Source organism: Bacteroides sp. ET71 (genome assembly GCF_023336905.1).
In the GTDB taxonomy this organism is placed as follows: domain Bacteria; phylum Bacteroidota; class Bacteroidia; order Bacteroidales; family Bacteroidaceae; genus Bacteroides.
Window position 1 is genome coordinate 100,598 of the sequence record NZ_JAMBLS010000008.1, and the last position, 23,260, is coordinate 123,857.

Genomic DNA, 23,260 nt, shown 5'->3' on the forward strand with positions numbered 1-23,260 from the left:
AGAACCCTGATGTATGGCAAATACCCTGCACAAGACTGAACGGCTAAGCCGAAAGAAAGTGATAGAGAAAATGTTTGCGGGTGGTTCCCGCTCATTTTCTCTATTTCCTTTACGGATAGTCTACATGCCTGTCGAGGAACTTGATGCCCCCGTTTCTATTCTGGTCAGCGTTTCGAAACGACGTTTCAAGCGGGCTGTGAAGCGTAACGTAATGAAACGCCGCATCCGCGAAGCCTATCGCCTGAACAAACAACCCTTGCTGGAGGCTGTGCAACAGAACAACTGCCGCCTGGCTGTCGCTTTCATTTATTTGTCCGACCGCCTTTTCGACTTCTCGCTCATTGCCGACCGTATGCAACTGGCCTTGCAGCGTATGTCCGAAGCTTTGCAGCCGTCGTCCGACGACGTTCCATCGGCAGAGACAGGAGGCGAGCCATGCTGAAATGCTTGTCCCGTGCAGTATCCTTTCTGCTGTTACTCCCCATCTATTTCTACCAGAAGTGCATTTCACCTCTTACACCGCCCTCGTGCCGTTTCACCCCCACCTGTTCGCAATATGCCGTAGAAGCCATCAAAAAGCACGGGCCACTGAAAGGGCTTTATCTGGCCATACGGCGTTTGCTGCGTTGCCATCCCTGGGGAGGTTCGGGATATGACCCGGTGCCTTGAAAGCTTACGCCCGACCCCGTTGGTTCTTTATGCTTACTTTTCCCGACATACATACGCATCACGCCGCTCCTCTTTCCGGATTCAGCATAGTCAGCAGTTCGCCGGAGCACTTTGTGCCTCAAGAGAGGCATCATTATTCCGTCGGCTTCCATCCGTGGGCATTGTCTGCGGAATATCCTTCGGAAACCGATTGGAAGCATCTCTCCCGTCTCGTATGCCTTCCGCAAGTCTTGGCCGTGGGCGAAGCAGGGCTGGACAAATTGGCTGCTGTTCCCCTTCCTCTTCAGGAAACGGTCTTCGAACGGCAAGCCCGCCTGGCAGATGAAATGGGAAAGCCTCTGGTCATTCATTTGGTGAAAGCGGTAGATGAACTGTTGCGCTTGCGTAAATCCCTTTCTCCCCATGTCCCTTGGGTTATCCATGGTTTCCGAGGCAAAGCCCAGTTGGCTCAAACCTTGTTGCGCCACGGGTTTTATCTTTCTTTGGGCGAACATTTCCACGAAGCCGCCTTGATGGCCATACCCCTTTCCCGCCTGTTTCTGGAGACAGATGAAAGCTCTTTGCCCATTGCTGATATCTATGCCCGTGTGGCCCGGATACGCCGGATACCGTTAGAAGATTTGTCCGAAGCAGTCTGCGCCAACGTCCAATCTGTCTTCTTACCATAATTTACCCGGCATAAGAGTTGTTTCTTCTGATAAAGAGTCGTACTTTTGCAGCGTTAATCATTTAAATATTTAAAAAACAATTACTCATTCGATGAATTTTGTAGAAGAATTAAGATGGCGTGGCATGCTCCACGATATGATGCCCGGCACAGAAGAACTGCTGGCCAAGGAACAAGTTACTGCTTACATCGGTTTCGACCCGACGGCCGACTCTTTACACATCGGTCATTTGTGCAGTGTGATGATTCTGCGTCATTTTCAGCGCTGCGGCCATAAGCCTTTGGCACTCATCGGCGGGGCTACAGGAATGATTGGCGACCCATCCGGCAAATCACAGGAACGCAACCTGCTGACCGAAGAAGTGTTGCAGCGCAACATTGCCGGCATGAAGAAGCAACTGTCCAAGTTCTTGGACTTTGATTCAGACGCACCTAACCACGCCGAGCTGGTGAACAATTACGACTGGATGAAAGATTTTACTTTCTTGGACTTTGCCCGCGAGGTAGGCAAACATATCACTGTCAACTACATGATGGCCAAAGACAGCGTGAAGAAGCGCCTCAACGGCGAGGCACGCGACGGCCTTTCTTTTACGGAATTTACCTACCAGCTCTTGCAGGGATACGACTTCCTGCACCTGTATGAGACAAAAGGCTGCAAACTCCAGATGGGCGGTAGCGACCAATGGGGCAACATCACTACGGGTGCCGAACTCATACGTCGCACCAATGGCGGAGAGGCTTTTGCCCTGACCTGTCCCCTCATCACCAAGGCCGACGGAGGTAAATTCGGAAAAACCGAGAGCGGCAACGTATGGTTGGATCCCCGCTACACTTCCCCCTACAAATTCTACCAGTTCTGGCTGAATGTAAGCGACGAAGACGCAGCAAGGTATATCAAGATATTCACGGCCCTTCCCAAAGACGAAATAGAGGCTCTGACAGCCCAGCATCTCGAGGCGCCCCACCTGCGTGTCCTCCAGAAACGCCTGGCACAAGAAGTGACAGTCATGGTACACTCCGAAGAAGACTACCAGGCAGCCGTCGAGGCCTCCAACATCCTGTTTGGTGGCGGCACGTCCGAAGCCCTGAAGAAGCTGGACGAAGCCACTCTGTTGTCCGTTTTCGAAGGCGTTCCGCAGTTTGAAGTATCGCGTGATGCCTTGGTTGCCGGTGTAAAAGCCGTCGACCTCTTTGTGGAAAACGCCCCTGTATTTGCCTCCAAAGGTGAGATGCGCAAGCTGGTACAAGGCGGTGGCGTATCGCTCAACAAAGAGAAGCTTACCGCTTTCGACCAGATGATAAACACCAACGATTTGCTGGATGATAAATACCTGTTGGTACAGCGCGGCAAGAAGAACTATTACCTGATTATTGCGAAATAAAGAGATAATCGTCAAAAAAACGGCAAAAAGTTTGCAAGATTCCGAACAACCCCGTATCTTTGCACCGCTTTTTAACAGAAAGCTCCGTGTTTGGACTATGGTGTAATGGTAGCACAACAGATTTTGGTTCTGTTTGTCCAAGTTCGAATCTTGGTAGTCCAACTCTCAAAGACTAGTTATCGTGTGGAGAGACCTGCTTGGAGGCAGGTCTCTTTTATTTTTATTCTTTTTTTGGTATTCTGCTTTTAAATCTTCTTTATTTTCATTACCTTTGACGAGAATGTTGGCAATATACTGGCAGAAAAAAGTTGCGTCTCTCCCGTTGAACCAGAAAGCCGCAAAGAACAAGATTGACAATGGCTTAAACAGAAAAATCATGAACATAAATTTGACCATCAGGACGAGAAGCAGCAGTGCCGCCACATTCGGCAAGTTGTTGAAAGTCGTAGCACGTCGCCACCAGCTTACGCTGACCCACACGCATCATCGTTTTTCGTTATCAATATGCCGTTTGGGCAACATGTCTTTCTCTTACCGGACAGAAGAGAAGAGCGGAGAAATAACCCTTGTGGGACATTGCTGTACTACCCCTGCCGGACCCGGCTTCCACAAAGAAGCCGTGGAACTGGCTGATGAGATTACCGACTTGAACGGATATGATTTCCACATAGAAGACGAAACCGGCTTTTACGGCAATAATGACTTTGGCAGCCTGCGCAACAACTATTTTCTGCCTTGGCTGCGAGGCATCCTTTCTCTGTGCAGGCGGCAGAAAGACGGTGAATACCTCTCGCTGGCCGTGGGCTGGGATGACGAAGTCTACCTGCCTTCCGACAGGAAAGGTCTGCTGATAACCCCTCTGGGCTTTTTCAACATCTCAAGCCTCCTGGCACGCCTCAAACACCCGGGTGGTCTGGAGGGCTTTGCCGACGAATTTTTCGTCTGGCCCCACGAAGAGCGCGACGCCTTGTTTTACCGTAATTCCGCCTTGAACGCCTTGTGGGAAGATTGTTGCTTCATGCCTTCCGAGCGCAGCGCGGAAGACAAGGAAACCAATGCCTTTATCTTGGACAATCTCGAACAGGCTGCCCGTCTTGATTCCCACCTCCCTTTCCCGAAAGAAGAATACCTGAAGTTGTGTGAATGTGCAGACTGCGAGCCGATAGACCTGTCCGGACTGCCGGAACTACAGACAGACTATCCTATCGGCTACCGCAAGGGGGAACTGATTTATCGGTTGGGAAACCTGGAGTTCAGATTGCCGGGGCAGTTCATTTTTTTCGAGAAAAACGGCACACACGGTTATGAAGACCGTGCCGGGAACGACTGGCACAAGGTGACTGTGCTCGCTTATTCTTACGAAGACGGTGAACTGGGCTATCTGGAAGAAGAAGGAGGGATACTGGTGGAAGAACGTATTTTCGAAGACGGTGAATGTCGTCTGTACGATTTGGGCCGTAGCAAGCAGGAAGATGGATACGTCTGCCAACTGCAAGTGCTGACCGACCATCAAATTTCGCTTTTTTCCATTTCCAGCACCAGCCGTGAAGAATCCCTGCGCTTCAGCCGTACCTTTGCCGACCGCATTTCTACCCTCTGAACGGACATAAAAAAAGGGCTCCGCTGAGCCCAACCTTTGTTAACCTTAAATCTAATACTATGAAAAACACACTGCAAATGTACGCATAATTGCCGAACCTGCAAATTTTCTTCCTGAAACTTCTTGATTTATAACATATATTAGCAAGAAGCTCCCACTTGTTAAGAAGCTGTTTAAAAATCGCTCTCTCTGTCATGTTGAGCATTGTTCTCCCCCGCCAAACGGGGGAGCAAAGAGGGGGTTGAAGCGTAGTCGAAACATCTCCCTAATACTTTTCAAGCGCGTAGTGAGATCCCTCGACTGTGTTCGGGATGAAAGGAAAATGAATTTTAAGCAGGCTCTAAGCTTGCTAAGTATCCCGCCTGCATTTGTCTCCTTTTCCCGCAAAAAGCCGTATCTTTGTCGCACCAAACTGAAATATCAAAAACAAGAAACATGTCCATGAATCCAGATATTGTCCTCACCCCCATGATGAAGCAGTTTCTCGACCTGAAGGCCAAGCATCCCGATGCCATCATGCTTTTTCGTTGCGGGGATTTCTACGAAACCTATTCTACCGACGCCGTAGTGGCCGCCGACATCCTGGGCATCACCCTGACCAAACGCAACAACGGCAAAGGAGGGCAAACCATCGAGATGGCCGGATTTCCGCACCATGCCCTGGACACCTACCTGCCCAAGCTGGTCAGGGCCGGCAAGCGTGTAGCCATCTGCGACCAACTGGAAGACCCCAAACTGGCCAAGAAGCTGGTGAAGCGAGGCATTACTGAATTGGTGACCCCCGGTGTCTCTATCAACGACAATGTGCTGAACTACAAGGAAAACAACTTCCTGGCAGCCGTGCACTTCGGCAAGGGCGACATTTGCGGAGTGGCTTTCCTGGACATATCGACCGGTGAATTTCTGACTTCGGAGGGTAAGCCCGACTATGTGGACAAGCTGCTGAACAACTTCGCCCCCAAGGAAGTGCTGTTCGAGCGGGGCAAGCGCCCGATGTTCGAAGGGAACTTCGGCAGCAAGTTCTTCACCTATGAACTGGATGACTGGGTTTTCACCGAAGCCACCGCCCGCGAGAAGCTGTTGAAGCACTTCGAAGTGAAAAACCTCAAAGGATTTGGGGTAGAACACCTCACCAACGGCATCATCGCCTCGGGTGCCATCCTGCAATACCTCATCCTGACGCAACACACGCAGATAGGCCACATCACTTCGCTGTCCCGCATCGAGGCCGACAAATACGTCCGCCTGGATAAGTTCACCGTGCGCAGCCTCGAGCTGATGGATTCCATGAACGACGGAGGCAGCAGCCTGCTCAGCGTCATCGACCGCACCATCAGCCCCATGGGTGCCCGCCTGCTGAAACGCTGGCTGGTCTTTCCCCTGAAAGAAGTCAAGCCCATCAACGAACGCCTGGATGCCGTGGAGTATTTCTTCCGACACCCCGACTTCCGCCAGCTCATCGAAGAGCAGTTGCACCGTGTGGGCGACCTCGAACGCATCCTCTCCAAAGTAGCGGTCGGCCGCGTTTCCCCGCGCGAAGTGGTGGCGCTGAAAGTGGCCCTGCAGGCCATCGAACCTATCAAGGCTGCCTGCCTCGAGGCAGACAATGCCAGCCTCAACCGCATGGGCGAGCAGCTTAACCTGTGCCAGTCCGTGCGCGACCGCATCGACCACGAGCTGAACAACGACCCGCCTCTGCTGGTCAACAAGGGCGGTGTCATCCGCTCCGGATTCAACGCCGAACTGGACGAACTGCGCCGCATCGCCTACTCCGGCAAAGACTATCTTCTGCAAATCCAGCAGCGCGAAAGTGAACAGACCGGCATCCCCAGCCTGAAAATAGGCTACAACAACGTCTTCGGCTACTACATCGAGGTGCGCAACACGCACAAGGACAAAGTCCCGGCCGAGTGGATACGCAAGCAGACCTTGGCCAATGCCGAACGCTACATCACGCAGGAACTGAAGGAATACGAGGAAAAAATCCTGGGTGCGGAAGACAAAATCCTGGTGCTCGAGGCGCAGCTCTTCAACGACCTGGTACAGTCGCTCGTCGAATACATTCCTCCCATGCAGATAGACGCCACCCAACTGGCACGGCTGGACTGCCTCTTGTCCTTTGCCGCCGTGGCGCAGGCAAACCGCTACATCCGTCCCGTCATAGCCGACGATGATGTCCTGGAGATACACCAGGGCCGCCATCCCGTCATCGAAAAGCAACTGCCCATCGGCGAGGCTTACGTGGCCAACGACGTCCGGCTGGACACCGAGTCGCAGCAAATCATCATCATCACCGGCCCCAACATGGCCGGTAAGTCGGCCCTTTTGCGTCAGACGGCTCTCATCACCTTGCTGGCGCAGATAGGCAGCTTCGTCCCTGCCGAGAGCGCGCACATCGGCCTGGTGGACAAAATCTTCACCCGTGTGGGGGCCAGCGACAACATCTCCGTGGGCGAATCTACTTTCATGGTCGAGATGAACGAGGCCGCCAATATCCTCAACAACCTCTCGCCCCGCAGCCTGGTGCTCTTCGACGAACTGGGGCGCGGCACGTCCACCTACGACGGCATCTCCATCGCCTGGGCCATCGTGGAGTATATCCACGAGCATCCCCGTGCCCGGGCACGCACGCTCTTCGCCACGCACTACCACGAACTGAACGAGATGGAGAAGAGCTTCTGTCGTATCAAGAACTACAACGTGGCCGTCCGCGAGGTGGACAACAAAGTCATTTTCCTGCGCAAGCTGGAGCGCGGCGGCAGCGAACACAGCTTCGGCATACATGTGGCCAAGATGGCCGGTATGCCCAAGAGCATCGTGCGGCGGGCCGACGAAATCTTGAAGCAACTGGAGCAAGAGAACCGCCAGACGGGCACCGTCAGCGGGAAGACCATCACCGAGGGCGCCTCTTCGGCCGGCGGCATGCAGCTCAGCTTCTTCCAGTTGGAAGACCCCGTCCTCTGCCAGATACGCGACGAAATCCTGAACCTCGACGTCAACAACCTGACGCCGCTGGAAGCCCTGAACAAACTAAACGACATCAAACGCATCGTGCGGGGCAGATAACCGCCTTTTGCCCTTGCGCTCCATCTGAAAGGAAAAAAATTGTCAACCGGGTCGTACCAAAGTCGTTCCATGTTCGTTTCTATAGCGTCGAACCTCGAACGAATTTGGAACGACTTTGGTACGAACCGGGTACGACTTTGGTCCGGGTTGGTTTCGGGTGAGGCGTGAGGAAGATATGCTGTTAAAAAATGCTTACTTCAGTTGGCTCGTCCGGAATTAAAGCTTATTTTTGCGGAAGATTGAGAGGTTAAAAATCGTTGTCTCTGTCATGTTGAGCGTAGTCGAAACATCTCCTTCTTGCGCTGCCAGACGGGCAGAGACCTTAGGGAGATTCTTCGACTACGCTTCAACCCCCTCTTTGCTCCCCCGTTTGTCGGGGGAGAACAACGCTCAGAATGACAGATACCTCATTCTCCTTTATAGTATAAACTAATTATGAACAGTTACTTACCTACTTAAAAAAATTGTAACTTATCATGAAAGCAACGATTGAGTGGGGCAGATTTTTCTGCGGTTGGCATTTGCTGTTATCTTTTTTCCTGGTCTTGTGCATGTGCTCTTGCAGGCAAGAAGTGTCGGTTGAGAAAGATTTTGCGGTATCGCAGACCCTTCGTCCTTCTTTAAAGAATTTTCAGGAGATTATAAAGGTTGGCCATATCTATGCGACGGCCGATTATATGGTGTTGCATAATGTGTATGACAATGCAACCGATTTCTTTTATGTATATTCTCGTCCTGAGCTGGATTTCCTTTATTCTTTCGGGCATAGGGGAAATGGGAGGAATGAATATATGATGCCTGTTGTCATTGAGAATATGCCGGGCAATCGGTTTGCGTTTAGGGATCATGCAACAGATGCGTATGCCACATTCCTTTTGACAGATTCCGCGGCTGTTTTGTCGGATGAGGTGCGGCATCCGGTCACTGACGGGCGTTTCTTTTGGGAAATCAATTATGTGGCGGACGGGCAGTATCTGCTGAAAAGGAGCAGCAGCAGTTTGTCGGCTCGTGAGTTGTGGGATTTGGATGATTATCTGCTGCTGGATGAGTTGCCCAATACGTTTCGTTTAAAGGAAGAGTTGGGCGATGCTTATTCTACGGAGTTTGATGATTGTTGGCTTTCTGTTTCACAGAACTGTTTTGCGACGGCCTATTTCTTTATCAATCGGTTGGAGTTTGGTAGGGTAGAGAATGACAGTTTGAAATTGAACAGTTTCGTGGGTGTTGCAGATGCTCCTGATTTTCATTTGTTGGGCAATGCACGTTCTGGTGGGAAGTATGAATACGATGTGGAGCATAACATGGTGCATTACGAAGCCCTGACATCGACCTCTGAGGGAGTATATGCCCTATATGCCGGTGTTCCTTGGGGAGAGTTGGATAAGCGACATTCTTCTGTGATAGAATTTTATCATTGGGATGGAAAGCCCGTCAAGCGCTTTCTTTTGGAAGAACCGGTATCTGATATTGTGGTAGATGAAGCCCGGAAATTGATTTATGGGATTAATTTGGATTTGCACGAAGATGCCATTCTGGTTTTTGATTATGGCTCATCCTGAAGAAAGGTTTCCGTGCTGAGAGGGTGGTTCGTTATATGGGCTGGGAGAGGTTTGGGCTACCTTTTTTATACCCGTGGATTTATGTCGGATTTTTGTATTTTTGCACGCGATAAGAGTAACAACTTGTTTAAAAATCGCTGTCTCTGTCATGTTGAGCGTAGTCGAAACATCTCCTGAATACTTTTGTTACCTTGGGGATTCTTCACTGCGTTCAGCATGACAGCGGAAATGAAATTCGAACAGGTGCTAAAAGAATCCTTAAAATGGAGAAGCAAACACCAATTATGTTATATGCTTGGTTGGCAAGCCTAAAAAAATGGACCGGGAAATTAGTCGTGAAAAAGAAATACGTGGTTTGTACCGGATGCCTGCTGCTTGTGCTGTCGGCGGCTTGGACTGCCGTGGCTGTTTATGAAAGTGCCCGGGAGGGCAAGGCTAAGTTCAGGCTACAGGCGGAAGAAACTTTGCGCGATGCCGGCAGGTTAGTCGTAACAGAGCGTTTTGACTCTTTGCGTATTCCTTTTTATTTTAGTGGAGGAGAAAGCTTTAATAAAGGTCGGATTATACATACTGCAAAAGGTGTTTTTGATGTTAAAGTGGATTCTTTGAAGGAGAAGCAAGGCTTATATTCTTTAGGAACTACAGGGATATATGCTCATATTTTAATGGATCTCTTTACGTTTCCGTTGGATGAATTGCAAAAAGACTGGCAAAGGAAAATCCCTAAGTCGGATGTTTCTTCGTATCTTGTACTTCGATACACGCCTTTGGGGACAGACAGTGTCCGGGTAGACAGCGTTGGGGATGCCTCGATAGCCCGGTTATCCAATAAAATTGGAGATTATTATGTAGACGATTTTTATACGATGGTATTGACAGCCTATGCTTGTGCGGGCTGGAAAGAATATGTCGATTGGGGTAATCACCAGATAATGATAGCCTTTTTGGCTTTTCTACTGATAGGAATCATTCTTTTCGTCGGATTATTCTTGTATAGGCTGACATCATCTGCTGTCTCTCTTCCTGTCAAGAAGGAGGAACTTTGTCGGAGTATCGGGAAATTAGTATATCATGCAGAAAGCATGGAGTTGATGTGTGAGGGAGATAAGGTAGACATCCAGCCCCAGCCCTTGAAGTTGTTTTGTGCTTTCATGCTGCACGGCGGGTATTTGTCTTATGCTGACATCAACGAGGCTTTGGGTTGGCATGAATCGTCTCTCGGCTTGGATTCCCGGCGTAAAAGAGCCATTTCTACCTTGCGCACCGTCCTTCGGGAGAAGGATGCCCGCATACAAATCAAGCATGAGGAGGAGGGATATAGAATTTCTGTAACTGATTGAATACCTGTTTGGTACAAAGGGTGAAAAAATGGTAACCTTTGATTAGCCGGATTTTTCGTCCGGTTATTTGGCTGGATATGGCCGTTTTTCTAATTTCGCGGTAAATACAAAAAGTCAAACACGAAATGAAGAAAAAAGTAAAGATGCTGATTTTGGCCGCGTTGTCGGTCATGGTGATAATCTGTAGTTTATTAGGGAACCGCCAGTCGGTTGAGATGAATGTCTTGATGTTGGAGAATGTGGAGGCCTTGGCTGCCGGGGAAGATGCAAATGTGATATTTTGTGCTGGTGTAGGGTCAATAGATTGTCCGAAAAATAAGGAAAAGGTTGCTTGTGTGCGTCAGTATTATAGCCTGTTTGATTAGTCTCTTGCTGGCGTCTTGCGCGCAGCAGGCTGCTGTTCCCGACCGTTCTTTTTATACGGATTTTCCGCAGGAACAGTCTTTGCAGGCTTCTGCCTTGCCTTTGGATACCGCCGTATTCCGTTACCCCTTTCGGGTGCGGATAGTGGGCAATCGGGCGGCTGTGCTCGATTTGCATGGGCCGGATCATTTTGTGCAGGTGTTCAGCTATCCGGATTTCCATTACGTGGCTTCCTTGGGCCGCCGGGGCAATGGGCCGGGAGAGACGCTTTCGGGCGATAATGTCCGTTGGAGTGATGGATGCTTGCAGTTGCTGGATGCCAATAAGTCCGAGTTGACTTTCTGGCAAGAGGCGGCTGGCGGCGATTCGCTGGTGCAGCGGAAGCGGGTGAAGCTGGAGGAAGGCATACTCCGTGCCTTGGACTTTGTGCAGGTGGATGACAGCACTTTCTTGATTCCCGACTATTCGGGCGAGGGGCGTTTCTGTTGGGTAGACCGGCAGGGGCGGCTGCTGCGCAGGGTGGGGACGATTCCTTCTGACAACGAGGAGGCGTTGGCAAATGCCCGTCCGGCCTTGGCGCAGGTATGGCGCAGTTTTGTGGACTATAATCCGCGCAACGGCGTGCTGGCTGCCGTCACCCAGTTGGGCGAGGTGCTGGAGGTGTGGAACCTGCGGGACTCTACACACGTGGTGCGCCGGGGGCCGATGGGCGAGCCGGAGTTCCGCATCGCGGAAGGTTATGGCATCCCGACAGGCATCATGGGCTTCAGCGACGTGCAGGTGGGCGACAGTGCCATCTATGCGGTGTTTCACGGGCATTCGTTTCGGGACATTGCGCGGGAAGTACAGCAGGGCAAGCCCTTGCCGGACGGTGGAAAGTATCTGTATGTGTTCAGTCTGAAGGGCGAGCCGTTGGTGAAGTATGAGCTAGACCATTACATCTATGGCATTTCCGTGGACGAGGAGAAGGGTTATTTCGTGGCTACGGATGTGAATAGGGATGAGCCGATATGGAAATACAGTTTTTAAATTTGAAGATTGTTAAAAATCGTTTTTTGTCATGTTGAGCGTAGTCGAAACATCTCCCTAATACTTCTCAGGCGCATAGTGAGATCCCTCGACTGTGCGGGATGACAGAAAAAAGAAGAAAGTTAAACAGAGTTTTAAGGTTATGAAATGAAATAGAGCGAAACAAGATGAAAAGGAGACACCCGGCCGTTTTATTTGTTGGAGCAAGTAATCACCGGGTGCTCCATCACCCTTAAAAAAGGAGGTTAACGGCAAAGATAGCGATTTTTTTTGAGCGGGCAATGCGGTTGCCTGTCCGTTGAAAGGATAGATACGGGCGGAAATTTAGTTGTATAATTTAAACTGTAAGAAACATGAAGAAAATAATGAGAATTGCAATGGTTGCTGTGGTTGCGGCAGTTGCGGGATATGGTATTTATGAAACTCAAACAGGAAGTGCAATGTCTGAATTTGCTTTGGCGAATGTTGAAGCTTTGGCAGCTGGTGAGAGCGGTGTATCTTGTACTGGTCCTAAAGATATGAATGGTATTTGTCGTTGTCAGAATGGCATGCCTTGCAGAGATTTATTAGGATGTAATTAATAAAATTAGAACTGTCCTAAAAAACAGAAATTTGATTATCATTCTGTCATGCTGAACGTATGGGAAGTATCTTCTGGTAACGAAAGCAAACAGAGGACTCTTTACTACGTTCAGAATGGCAGGTCAAATGATAATGAAAAACTGTTTTGATACAGTTTCATTCATGAGATATTTAATTGGGGGTATGAACTATAAGATTGAGTCTGTTTTTGGTTACCATCTTTTATTGTGTTTGCTTTTTTTATCAGCATGTCAGTCAGAAGTAGAAAAAGATGATCTCAATGTACCAGTGTTTATGGTTGACTTTTCTTCTGTAATGAAAAAGAACTTGAATGAGTTTCCTGGTTGGAATCATGTGGAGTATATCCTTTTGCGGGATGAAATGGATAAAGAATCCATAGGATGCATAAATAAGGCGGAAGTGTCTTTTGCCAATAATAAGATTATCCTGATGGATAGTCGGATGCGTGCATTAGCTGCTTATGATTCGACAGGACATTTCATTTCCATGATAGGAAGTCGGGGACAGGGACCAATGGAATACATTAATTTAGCTGATTTTGATATGGATTCGGAAGGCAATATTTATGTTATAGATGGAACCTTGGATAAATTGTTGGTATTTGATAACTCTTTGAAGGTGGTTTCAGAATTTAAATTGTCTTTCGAGGCAGACGTGCTGTATGCCATAAATCGAGATTCTATATTATATGGCTTGTCTTCTTGGAACAAAGGTGATGGGAGTGGAGATAAAATTGCTTTAGTTCATAATGAACAAGGAATCTTGAGATCTGGAGTTAAATATAATAATTTTGATCCGAATTTTTGGATTTCAGATTATTTATTTGGAAAAAGCAAAGACTATATTTCTTATAATCAGACTGTAGACAATGATGTGTTGTTGTTTTCGCATAAAGGGGATTTGAAGAAAATTATACGATTTGATTTTGGTGATGAAAATGTGCCAGTTAGTGCTAAAGTGGATATTGAGAGGCAATTAGATGATTATGACCATTATGTGATGATACAAAAAATATTAGGTGTAACTCGATGTTATGTGATAGGTATTTTATGGGAACATCGTCGAACACGTTTTTTTATTTTAGATTATCAAACGAATGTATGTTATCTTGGAGATGAGATTTTGCCGATGGATAATCGTTTTGGTTGCGGCTATTCAGAGGGAAAGTTAGTTTCATATATCGATGAACCAAATGAAGAGTATCCGGATTCTGTCAATAACCATGTTCAAACTGAATATTTGGCTCTACAAATCCATTTTATTGATTAAATTTCTTATTATGAGGAAAGTATTGTGCGGGCTTATTTTTTGTTTGTTTTGTTTGCTTGCTTGCTATAATAAACCTGCTGATATAAAAGGAACTTTGCAAGAATGGTTGGGGAAAGAGATTTTGTTTCCTGTTAATGATTCTATAAATTATGAGGATATGTTTATAGAATGGGATTATGCTGTTGTTTCTTATTTGGATTCAGCTGGTTGTTTTGATTGTAAATTGAATTTTAGAAAGTGGAAAGAAGTAATGATGGAATTGCGCGAATCAGGAAATAAAAAAATAGGTTGTTTACTTATTTTGCAATCACCTTATACAGATCGAATAGCTTCTTTTATGAAATGGGATCGCTATGAAGATCCTGTATATTTTGACGAAGAAAATTCTTTTTGTAAGTTAAATAAACTCCCATCTGAAAATATGTTTCATACGTATCTTTTGTCTAAAGATCATAGAATTGTTGCCATTGGTAATCCTGTCCTAAATCCGAAAGTGAAAGAACTCTACCAGAAAATCATTCAAGGCAAGCCCTTGCAAGACAAGGATGACAAAAAGAAAGTGCAGACTACCGTTTCCCTCGACACCACCGCCCTTTCGTTGGGTAAATTCCCCTGGCAAGAGGGGCAGCAGACGACTTTCAGGTTGAAGAACACGGGCGAGAAGCCGTTGGTGATACAGGATGTCGTCACTTCTTGCGGTTGCCTGACGGTGGATTATCCCCAAGAGCCGGTGCAGCCGGGCAAGGAAGCCGTGCTGCGCATGACGTACAAGGCGGACAATCCGGGGTATTTCAACAAGGCGGCGACGGTGTATTGCAATGCGGAAAATTCGCCGATAAAGCTCCGGGTGAGCGGGAATGCGGAATGAAACCTTAAATTCGCGGCATAATAAAAAAGAAAGAATAGAAGGAGACCCCCGGCTGGTTTATTGGGTGGAGTAAGTAAGCACTGGGTGCTCCATCACCCTTAAAAAGGAGGTAACGACAAAGATAGAGATTTTTTTTGAGCGGGAATGTGGTTGCCTGTCCGTTGAAAGGATAGATACGGGCGAAAATTTAGTTGTATAGAAACATGAAGAAAATAATGAGAATTGCAATGGTTGCTGTGGTTGCGGCTGTTGCAGGAACTGTTACTTATCAGAATCAAACAAAAGAAATCGGTATGTCTGAACTGGCTTTGGAGAATGTGGAAGCATTAGCAGCAGGGGAATCAACCGATGAATGTAGTGGTTGTATCAAGAATAGTCTTTACATCTGCAAATTTTTTGGTTGGGGTGGTTGCTTTGGGGATCCTATGTATCATTATACATAATAATTAAGATAAAGATCACGATGAAGGCAATTTTTATGAATATAAAGCGTAAGATTTTGTTTTGTACGGTATTGATATTAGCTTTTTGTCTAACTTATTTTAATTATAGAAATAAAACTGATTTGAATGAGTTTGAGTTAGCTAATGTTGAAGCTCTTGCTGATGCAGAAATTGAAGTTGGGCCTTTTTGTATGGGGAACAATGGTTTTTGTATAGTATATACGAATGGCTTTTTTATATTGGGCTATCGTCAATATTTTTAAACTGAGAATGGAGGTGCTCAAAATGTATCGTTTTATTTTTGAGCATTCTCCATTTAGTTGACATGTAATCTATTTATTATGGTGAATGAGAAATCTTTATATATAATACTTATTTTGTTTTTCTTGTTTTCATGTTCGTCAAAAGACAACTTCCCTGAATGGGATGAATCTTTTGGTGAATCGCAAGAATTGGTTTCAACGCCTTTGCTGGATGAGGAGTTGATATTAGGACAGCCGTATTTGATACATTATGTAGATTCTTCTTTGGTCATATTCGATAATATAGGCGATAGCCTGTTCATATGGGTTGATTTAAAAGAAAGGAATCGGGTTTGTCGTTTTGGGCAAAAGGGCGAAGGAGTTGATGAGTTCTTGCAGGTGTATTCGTTTTGTCGTTTAGCAACTGAAGGAACTATCGGGGTTTATGATTATTATAGAAGTGCTTTGCGTGAAATGAATGTGTGCAGCATCAGACAAGGCGAAAGGGAGCTTACCTATCCGATATTGGCAAGGGATTCGATTAATACCTTTCAGTTGCTTTTGACAAAGCCAGGACATTATTTGGGCGTTGGTTTGTATGAAAATGCGATGTTTAAACTATGTGATTCTTTAGAGACACGTTATTTCTTTGAATATCCCTGTGCGGACAATTGGGAACGCAAAATTTCCAACCGTTTGCGCGGAATGGCTTATCAGGGACGTTTTTCTTCAAATAAGTCTTTGGATAGATTTGTTTATGCCGTTCGGAGTGCCCCTATGTTTATGTTATATTCTATATCTGGCAATGAATTGATGAAAACTTACGAATGGGTTGGTAATTATCCGGAATACCGAGCAGAACAGACGGAAACTTATATATCCGCTCCTATGAGTGCGGACAATAAAATAGGTTTCTTGGCGGTTTATGGAACTGAAAAATATGTTTATTTGCTTTATTCTGGGAAAAAAACACGTGAGGAAAACTTAAAAGCTTTCCAAGGGACATCTGTTTATCAATTGACTTGGGAGGGACAGCCTGTGAGGAAATTTGAATTGGATTTTCCTGCAACTAATTTCTGTGTTTCGGACGATGATACATATATGTATGCTTTGGTGAATAAAGGAGAAATAGAAATAGTACAATATAGTTTAAAAGAATGATCATATCCTTTTATTGAAACGTTTTTAAGTGAAAATGAGAGCTATATTATATGTCCTTTGTTTCTTTTTGAGCATAGTTTCATGTAGTCAATCAGAGCAGAAAGAACAGGTTATTACTTTGTTGCAAGAATGGCAAGGAAAAAGAATTGTCATTCCTGATTCTATGTATACAATTCAAGGGAATAGGTATTTTGTGGATACTGCTCTTTATAGGTATAGAATATTAAATTATGTGGATTCTGTAGGATGCCTTAGCTGCAATCTGAAACTTCAGGAATGGAATATGCTTTCAAAAGAGTTTCAAGATAAAAATTGCCAAGTGACACCTTTGTTTGTATTCTATCCTGGAAATGTAGCAAAGATAAGAGAAATACGGACTTTGGCAAAAAATAATAAGACTGATTTTCCTATTATCATAGATACATTAAATGTGATAAATCGTTTGAATAAATTTCCGGAAGATACACGTTTCCATACATATCTTTTGGATAAAGATAATAAGGTGCTTGCTATCGGCAACCCTGTCCTGAATCCCGCTGTGAAGGAACTTTACCTGAAAATCATACAGGGCAAAACCTTGCAAGATGATAGCGAAGGCAAAAAGGTCGTGACCAGCGTTTCTTTAGAGGCAACGGCTTTGTCTATGGGTGATTTTTCCTGGCAAGAGGAGCGACAGGGTACATTCAGACTGAAGAACACGGGCGAGAAGCCGTTGGTGATACAGGATATTGTCACTTCCTGCGGTTGCCTGACGGTGGATTATTCACAGGAGCCGGTGATGCCGGGCAAGGAGGCTGTACTACGCGTGACGTATAAGGCAGACAGTCCGGGGTACTTCAATAAGGTGGTGACGGTGTATTGCAATGCGGAAAATTCGCCGATAAGGCTCCGGGTAAGTGGCAATGCGTTGGAAAAAGGATGATTTTTCTCTTTTACAACTAGATTTTTTTGATGGGGAATGTGGTGTCCTTCCGTTGAAAGGATAAATACGGAGAAAAACTGATTAATAAATTTAAAAAGAAACACATAGTAGTATGAACAAGAAAACCATGAAAATTGCAATAGTTGCTGTGGTTGCGGCTGTTGCAGGAACTGTGACTTATCAGAATCAGACAAAAGAAGTTTTGTCTGAGTTGGGAATGGAGAATGTTGAGGCTTTGGCTGCCGGTGAATCTTTAGGTGGGTACACAAGTCATACATTTAAATGCCCTCCTCCAAAGGAATACAAAAACCAAATAACTTGTACGCGAGGAGGTTCTGAAGAATGTTATCCGAGTGATTGTTAAATCTTATATAATCGGGGATTAAATAGTTGTAAAAAACTATTTAATCTCTATTTTCAGTATTTTAATTTTGAGTATGGGTTACAAATCTATTGTATTCTTTTTATTTTGTGTTTTGATAAATTTCTCAGCTTGTGTATCTTCCGATAAGTCGGCAAGTAGAGAAACTGTTTTGTCTTTGCGTTTGGAGGCAGATTCGTTGCAAACAGTTGATTGGGCAGCTCGTATGCAATTGGGGGAAATCGTTTGTTTGAGTGATAATGAGGATTCTTTATTGTCGATAGCCCGAAAATGTCTGTTGAACGACACACGCATAGTGTTTTGGGATCATCAGTTGAAATGTGTTTATGTGTACGACCGTGGTGGCAATTTTTTGTTTACGATAGGGCGACAAGGTGGAGCAGGATATGAATGTGCCGACTTGCGCGATATTTATTTAGGCCGGGGAGCGCATGCAAGGATTGAGTTGTTGGATGCCACGGGTGTCTTGGTGTTTGACGCGGCAGATGGGCGTTTTTTAGAGAAAAAGAAATTGGGGCAAGAACATCTGGCCGAGTATTACCAGTTTGCACCATTGGCGGACGATGACTATCTGTTGTTTGCTCCGGATGGTAAGTATTCCATCTACCGATGCTCTGGCGGGCAAATGAAAGGTCTGAGAAAACGCGAAAGTTACCAGCTTATTACAGACCGTTTTTCTTTCAATGGCGATACTTGTGTAGTCAATGCTGATTATGGGATATTTACTATAGATTTTTATGAAGAAGGTTCATTGAAGGCTGCTTGTCATTTAGATTTTGAGGGAGAGGAATTGCCGACTTCGCTTTTGCCTCAAACGGGTAAGGCTTTTATTAAGATAGATGCGAAGGAGGAATATTTCAAATCGATAGCATCCGTTTTGACAAGTGATCAACTGTTATATATCAAAGTTGTTGGTCCTTCGCAGACTTATTATGATGTTTATTATAATAAGCTTACGAAACGATTGTTAGCAGGTCCTTCGGATATGAGTTTGGGCATAAATATCGTAGCAGTGGAAGGAGAGTTCTTGTATGCGTTGGTGTTTCCAGAATATATATCGGACAATAATGTATTGTATGAACAGGTAAAGAAATACTTTGTAAAAGGTATTGACTCGAATCCAATATTGATAAAGTTTAAGTTGGATGAAAACTAAATTGTGTATCATAATTTGTCTTTTTCTGTGTCTTGTTTCGTGTACTCAATCAAAACAGAAGGGCTTATTTGTTTCTTTGTTGCAAGACTGGCAAGGGAAAGAGATTGTTATTCCTGATTCTATGTGTACGATTCAAGGAAGCAGATATTTGTTGGATGTGTTCACTTATGAATACAGAATTTTGAACTATGTGGATTCGGTAGGTTGCCTTAGTTGTAATTTAAGATTTCAGGAATGGAATATTCTTTTAAAAGATTTTCAAGATAAGAAGTGTGAGGTGATGCCTTTATTTGTGTTTTATCCGGGAAATCTTGAGAAGGTAAAGGAATTACAGGCTTTGGCGAAAAGGTTTTCAGTTTATTTTCCAATAGTGATAGATACATTGGATTTGGTTAATCATTTGAATAAGTTTCCGGATGATGCACGTTTCCATACTTTTCTTTTAGACAAGAATAATAAGGTGTTGGCAGTGGGGAATCCTGTGCTTAATCCTCATGTTAAAGATTTGTATTTTAAGATTATGCAGAGTGAAGAAACTTTAAAAATAAATTCTAGAGATAAGCAAGTACAGACCTCTGTTTCTTTAGAGGCAACGGCTTTCTCTATTGGTGATTTTTCCTGGCAAGAGGAGCGGCAGGGTACATTCAGGTTGAAGAACACGGGCGAGAAGCCGTTGGTGATACAGGATGTCATCACTTCCTGCGGTTGCCTGACGGTGGATTATTCCCAAGAGCCGGTGCTGCCGGGCAAGGAAGCCGTGATAGGCGTGACGTACAAGGCGGATAGTCCGGGGTACTTCAATAAGGTGGTGACGGTGTATTGCAATGTGGAGGATTCGCCCATCAAGCTCAGGGTGTCTGGCAATGCGGTTAAGTGAATGATTCAGAATGGAGTAGGTGGTTCTTCCGTTGATTAAGATATTGAAAATGATTTTTATTATTAGAGTAAAATAGTTTGTTTGAGATGAAAAAGCAAATTTCTTTTTTGTTTATGCTGCTGGCATTTCTATCCTGCGTCCAGAAACAAGAGACTTCTATCGAGGCTATCACGGTTGAGGTTGAAGATTTTCAAGATAAAGAGTTGGAAATGAATGATTTTATTTCTGATGCAAGTACGATTCTTTTATATGCCGATTCGTTGGGATATATCGGCCAAATTAAAGATATGTGTGTCGTTGATTCTTTCTTGTATGTGCTGGATGGAGTTACAGCCTCGCTTACGCAGTTTTATGCAGAGAGCGGGAAACAGAAAAGCACTATTTGCCGTCGTGGGAATGGCCCGTTTGAATATATACAACCTGTTGCGTTGACTTCTGACGGTCAATATCTTTATCTGCTGGACCTACCGGGGATGTCTATCATTGCTTTCGATGCTGCCTTGCAAGGGGTAAAGGAAGTTTCCTTGACTTTTCCTTGTATGGATTTTGTTAGGACGGACGATGGCTTTTTGTGTTACAATGCTGCACCTACGGAAGATTTGGGACGGATAGTCTATGTAGATAATGAAGGGAAAATTGGTGACAGTTTTTTGCCAGGAAACGGAGGGATGCCTTATTCTCCGGGGGCTAAAGTGTTTGTGAAAAACAGCCGGGATGAGATTTTCATTAATCTTCCTTTTTCCCGCACCGTTTATCAATGGAATTGTAGTAAGAAGCAACCAGAGGAATATCTTGTTTTTGATTTTGGTGGAAAAAATATTCCGGCAGATGCAGATTTGAATCGGATGAATGTTTTTGAAGAACCATATGTTGTTCCGAGTACTTTCTTCCAAGTGGGGGATACCTCTTTGTATAGTTTTTTGTATGCGCAAAAGCGTTATTATACGGTTGTTTCTCCGGAAGGCGTACAGGTAGGAGTCGTGCCAGAAGATTCCGAATGTCCTTTTTTCCCGCAATGGCAGGTTGGTGATAAGCTGGCTGGTACATACTCAGCTCCGTTTCCTGAAACTACGGAAGATGATGGAGGAGAAGTACTATCATTGTTTTTGCTGAAATGATAAGTTATTTGTGTTTTTATATTTGGACACTAATGTTATGATGAAGAAAAGTAGTATATTGCTTCTGTTGGCTATCGGGGGCTTTTTGTCTTGTTCGGATAGTAAACATGAGACAATAGATTTAAAAGATGTGCCAACGTTGGAAGTACGCTTGGATAAGATGGATTTAGAAAATTCGCCTTTATATCCTAAGGGTTGTTGTGCTGTTGATTCTTTTTTAGTTATTTTTGATCCTAAAGATAGAGATGGATTTTTATCTATTTACAGCGGAAGTAATTTGTTAGGTAAATATGGAACTATTGGCGAGGGACCAGATGATTTTATAAATCCTCGTTTTATTTCGAATGGAAAAACTATCTGTACTTCACGAGATATACAGATAGGGGATATTCATGGAATATATACATTGAATGTAGATTCAGCACTTGCTTGTGTTGCTAAGTCGAAATTGCCTCGTACAGAAATCCCAGATGATTTGTATTTATATAATTATATTCTTCAGAATACTGATAGTATGTTGGTTATACAGCAAACTTCAGATTTTCAGTTGTCATTTTATAACAAAAACAATGCTCAGTTGATAGGGAAAAATTATTTTGAGAAGATATCTTCGGTTAGGGATGCATCTGATTTTTGTTATGCCATGCAGATTTATGATGCATATTATATGTCTGATAATAAGAATCTTGTAATGGCATATAAAAATAGGAAACAAATAGACATCCTTTCTTTGTCAGGTGAGTTGCAACATCGGATATATTTCCCGGATTATGATTATAATGATTCCAAGATGTTTTTGAAGGATAGAAATTTGGCACTAAGCGATGACGCTCATGTTTATTTTTCTTTTGCAGCGGTTGCGGATGATCATTATTATTTTTTGTGTTGGGATGATACTAAATCGAATATCCGTAGCGGAAAGGCTAAAACGAAAATATATAAAACGGATTTGAAAGGACAGGTACAGGCTGTCATTCAATTGGATAAAAGTATTTCTTATTGTTGTATTGCTCAAGGGTATTTATATGCAGTAGGTTTGTCTGAAGGAGAAGATATGCAAACTTATTATGCCCCTCTGCCAGAGTCATTATAATTTTTTTGTATGAAGACTTGTATTGTAACTTGCATAAGTATTATGGGAATAAAAGTGTTTTATGCCGGCATGATTTTATTTTTGCTTGTGGGGTGTTCGGCTTGTCGCGAAAAGCAAACTTCTTTGGATCAACAGGATGGACAGTCTTGGCCTATTGACTTGGCCAAGGCAAAGACTTCGTTACGGGATATCATCGGGGATATTGATTTTGTGCCTTTGGAAATGACGGACGAGTCTGTTATATTTAAGGCAGATAAGATTGTTGTGAAAAATGGTTTGATGTATGTTGGTGACTTTCGTTCCAGTAAAGTCGTGGCTTTTGATGAGTCCGGTAGCGTAAAGTTTGTCGTTAATCAGAAGGGGAATGGCCCGGAAGAATATTTGGAGATAAAAAGTTTTGCAGTGGATGATAAGTCCATTTATGTGATTGACAATTACCGACATCGGTTGAATCTTTATGATTGTACCACAGGAAAATATCAGGAGACAAGGGTTTTGCCTTTTGTCGTGTGGGATATAGAGATTCTTCCGGACAAGAATCTGATATTTACTTACATTCCGTTTAAAGAAGGGGGCGAGCCAAATTTGAAGCAGGAGCGTTGTAAGATATTCATCACTGACAGTTTGTTGAATATTGAGAAACAGATGTTTGAATATGAGAAAGATGATTATGAGTTCATCGGTAAGATGACTTATTTTGTACCTACCCGACAAGGCATTGTATTCACTTCGATGGCTTCGGATGATTTATACTTATTTTGTGGAAAGGATTCTGTCCGACGGATAACTTTGGATTTCGACCGTAAAATACCCTTAGAAAAGAGAACAGATTGGGAGGAGATACAACAACGGGGATATAACTATCTGGTAAATACCCCTTTGTTTTGTGAGGATTATATGTTTTTTTCTTCTACGGAAGATGGTGTGATTTTGGATTATGTATATGATGTTCAGTCACAACAGTTATATACCAACGATTTGGAAAATGCCTATAAGGGGTTGCTTACTCCGCAGGCAGTTGATCGAGGGAAAGTGATAGCCTATTTTGATAATTATTTGTATTATCAGGAGTTGGTAAAGGCTGGTTTTGAACGTGCTCCTTCAGAGGTAGAGGAACATCTGGAAGCGGAAAAGCCGGTATTGGTGTTTTATACGCTGAATTGAGAAGGAGACACCCGGCCGTTTTATTTGTTGGCGCAAGTAAGCACCGGGTGCTCCATCAGCCTTAAAAAAGGAGGTTAACGGCAAAGATAGTGATTTTTTTGATGGGGCAATGTGCTTGTCCTTCCGTTGAAAGGATAGATAGGGGCGGAAATTTAGTTGTATAATTTAGAGTTTGTTTAAATTCTCATTAGTCTGTCATTCTGAACGAAGTGAAGAATCTCACTATGTGATCTGAGGTATTAGGGAGATGTTTCGACTTCGCTTCGCTCCGCTCAACATGACAA

23 protein-coding genes and 1 tRNA gene are annotated in these 23,260 nt (G+C 44.4%); all 24 read left to right on the forward strand.

Annotated features, from left to right (window positions below):
• Positions 1 to 13 precede the first annotated feature (13 nt).
• The 24 genes from rnpA to M3090_RS06690 all read left to right on the forward strand — a co-directional run bounded on the left by rnpA (position 14) and on the right by M3090_RS06690 (position 22,976).
• Positions 14 to 442: a ribonuclease P protein component gene (gene rnpA, locus M3090_RS06575; protein ID WP_249054695.1), complete on the forward strand. Its 429-nt coding sequence runs from the start codon at positions 14 to 16 to the stop codon at positions 440 to 442.
• Positions 436 to 669, forward strand: coding sequence for a membrane protein insertion efficiency factor YidD (gene yidD / locus M3090_RS06580; protein ID WP_249054696.1), 234 nt, complete (start codon positions 436 to 438; stop codon positions 667 to 669). Before rnpA ends, yidD begins: the two co-directional genes overlap by 7 nt.
• Positions 670 to 698: 29 nt before the next feature.
• Positions 699 to 1,337: a TatD family hydrolase gene (locus tag M3090_RS06585; RefSeq protein WP_249054698.1), complete on the forward strand. Its 639-nt coding sequence runs from the start codon at positions 699 to 701 to the stop codon at positions 1,335 to 1,337.
• 91 nt (positions 1,338 to 1,428) lie between these two features.
• Complete coding sequence (gene tyrS / locus M3090_RS06590; RefSeq protein WP_249054700.1) at positions 1,429 to 2,721, forward strand: tyrosine--tRNA ligase; 1,293 nt, start codon at positions 1,429 to 1,431, stop codon at positions 2,719 to 2,721.
• Between the two features lie 91 nt (positions 2,722 to 2,812).
• Positions 2,813 to 2,883, forward strand: a tRNA-Gln gene (locus M3090_RS06595).
• A gap of 214 nt (positions 2,884 to 3,097) precedes the next feature.
• Positions 3,098 to 4,321, forward strand: a complete 1,224-nt coding sequence (locus tag M3090_RS06600) for a hypothetical protein (protein ID WP_249054702.1) — start codon at positions 3,098 to 3,100, stop codon at positions 4,319 to 4,321.
• Between the two features lie 441 nt (positions 4,322 to 4,762).
• A complete protein-coding gene (gene mutS, locus M3090_RS06605) occupies positions 4,763 to 7,387 on the forward strand; it encodes a DNA mismatch repair protein MutS (protein WP_249054703.1) in 2,625 nt (874 codons plus the stop codon).
• 476 nt (positions 7,388 to 7,863) lie between these two features.
• Positions 7,864 to 8,946 carry a BF3164 family lipoprotein gene (locus tag M3090_RS06610; protein WP_249054704.1) on the forward strand — a complete coding sequence of 361 codons (1,083 nt, stop codon included), beginning with the start codon at positions 7,864 to 7,866 and terminating at the stop codon, positions 8,944 to 8,946.
• 263 nt (positions 8,947 to 9,209) lie between these two features.
• Positions 9,210 to 10,286, forward strand: coding sequence for a hypothetical protein (locus M3090_RS06615; protein WP_249054705.1), 1,077 nt, complete (start codon positions 9,210 to 9,212; stop codon positions 10,284 to 10,286).
• 125 nt (positions 10,287 to 10,411) lie between these two features.
• Positions 10,412 to 10,651: an NVEALA domain-containing protein gene (locus tag M3090_RS06620; protein ID WP_249054706.1), complete on the forward strand. Its 240-nt coding sequence runs from the start codon at positions 10,412 to 10,414 to the stop codon at positions 10,649 to 10,651.
• Positions 10,620 to 11,678: a BF3164 family lipoprotein gene (locus M3090_RS06625; protein ID WP_410553183.1), complete on the forward strand. Its 1,059-nt coding sequence runs from the start codon at positions 10,620 to 10,622 to the stop codon at positions 11,676 to 11,678. Before M3090_RS06620 ends, M3090_RS06625 begins: the two co-directional genes overlap by 32 nt.
• Before the next feature lie 353 nt (positions 11,679 to 12,031).
• A complete protein-coding gene (locus tag M3090_RS06630) occupies positions 12,032 to 12,259 on the forward strand; it encodes an NVEALA domain-containing protein (RefSeq protein WP_249054710.1) in 228 nt (75 codons plus the stop codon).
• Between the two features lie 184 nt (positions 12,260 to 12,443).
• The gene (locus M3090_RS06635; protein WP_249054711.1) at positions 12,444 to 13,550 is read left to right on the forward strand and encodes a 6-bladed beta-propeller; all 1,107 of its coding nucleotides are present in this window, start codon (positions 12,444 to 12,446) and stop codon (positions 13,548 to 13,550) included.
• Between the two features lie 10 nt (positions 13,551 to 13,560).
• Entirely contained in the window at positions 13,561 to 14,418 is an 858-nt protein-coding gene (locus tag M3090_RS06640; protein ID WP_249054712.1) for a DUF1573 domain-containing protein, read from the forward strand.
• A gap of 203 nt (positions 14,419 to 14,621) precedes the next feature.
• Positions 14,622 to 14,861, forward strand: a complete 240-nt coding sequence (locus M3090_RS06645) for an NVEALA domain-containing protein (RefSeq protein WP_249054713.1) — start codon at positions 14,622 to 14,624, stop codon at positions 14,859 to 14,861.
• Positions 14,862 to 14,881: 20 nt separating this feature from the next.
• Entirely contained in the window at positions 14,882 to 15,124 is a 243-nt protein-coding gene (locus M3090_RS06650; protein WP_249054714.1) for an NVEALA domain-containing protein, read from the forward strand.
• Positions 15,125 to 15,202: 78 nt separating this feature from the next.
• A complete protein-coding gene (locus M3090_RS06655; RefSeq protein WP_249054716.1) occupies positions 15,203 to 16,264 on the forward strand; it encodes a BF3164 family lipoprotein in 1,062 nt (353 codons plus the stop codon).
• A 34-nt stretch (positions 16,265 to 16,298) separates the two neighbouring features.
• A complete protein-coding gene (locus tag M3090_RS06660) occupies positions 16,299 to 17,186 on the forward strand; it encodes a DUF1573 domain-containing protein (protein ID WP_249054717.1) in 888 nt (295 codons plus the stop codon).
• A 112-nt stretch (positions 17,187 to 17,298) separates the two neighbouring features.
• Positions 17,299 to 17,550, forward strand: coding sequence for an NVEALA domain-containing protein (locus M3090_RS06665; protein ID WP_249054719.1), 252 nt, complete (start codon positions 17,299 to 17,301; stop codon positions 17,548 to 17,550).
• Positions 17,551 to 17,623: 73 nt separating this feature from the next.
• The gene (locus tag M3090_RS06670; RefSeq protein ID WP_249054721.1) at positions 17,624 to 18,724 is read left to right on the forward strand and encodes a 6-bladed beta-propeller; all 1,101 of its coding nucleotides are present in this window, start codon (positions 17,624 to 17,626) and stop codon (positions 18,722 to 18,724) included.
• Positions 18,714 to 19,601 carry a DUF1573 domain-containing protein gene (locus M3090_RS06675; protein ID WP_249054722.1) on the forward strand — a complete coding sequence of 296 codons (888 nt, stop codon included), beginning with the start codon at positions 18,714 to 18,716 and terminating at the stop codon, positions 19,599 to 19,601. Before M3090_RS06670 ends, M3090_RS06675 begins: the two co-directional genes overlap by 11 nt.
• A gap of 86 nt (positions 19,602 to 19,687) precedes the next feature.
• Positions 19,688 to 20,719 (forward strand): 6-bladed beta-propeller, encoded by a 1,032-nt coding sequence (locus M3090_RS06680; protein WP_249054723.1) that lies wholly within the window; start codon positions 19,688 to 19,690, stop codon positions 20,717 to 20,719.
• A 37-nt stretch (positions 20,720 to 20,756) separates the two neighbouring features.
• Positions 20,757 to 21,812, forward strand: coding sequence for a hypothetical protein (locus M3090_RS06685; protein ID WP_249054724.1), 1,056 nt, complete (start codon positions 20,757 to 20,759; stop codon positions 21,810 to 21,812).
• 42 nt (positions 21,813 to 21,854) lie between these two features.
• Positions 21,855 to 22,976, forward strand: a complete 1,122-nt coding sequence (locus M3090_RS06690) for a 6-bladed beta-propeller (RefSeq protein ID WP_249054725.1) — start codon at positions 21,855 to 21,857, stop codon at positions 22,974 to 22,976.
• The last annotated feature ends 284 nt before the right edge of the window (positions 22,977 to 23,260 follow it).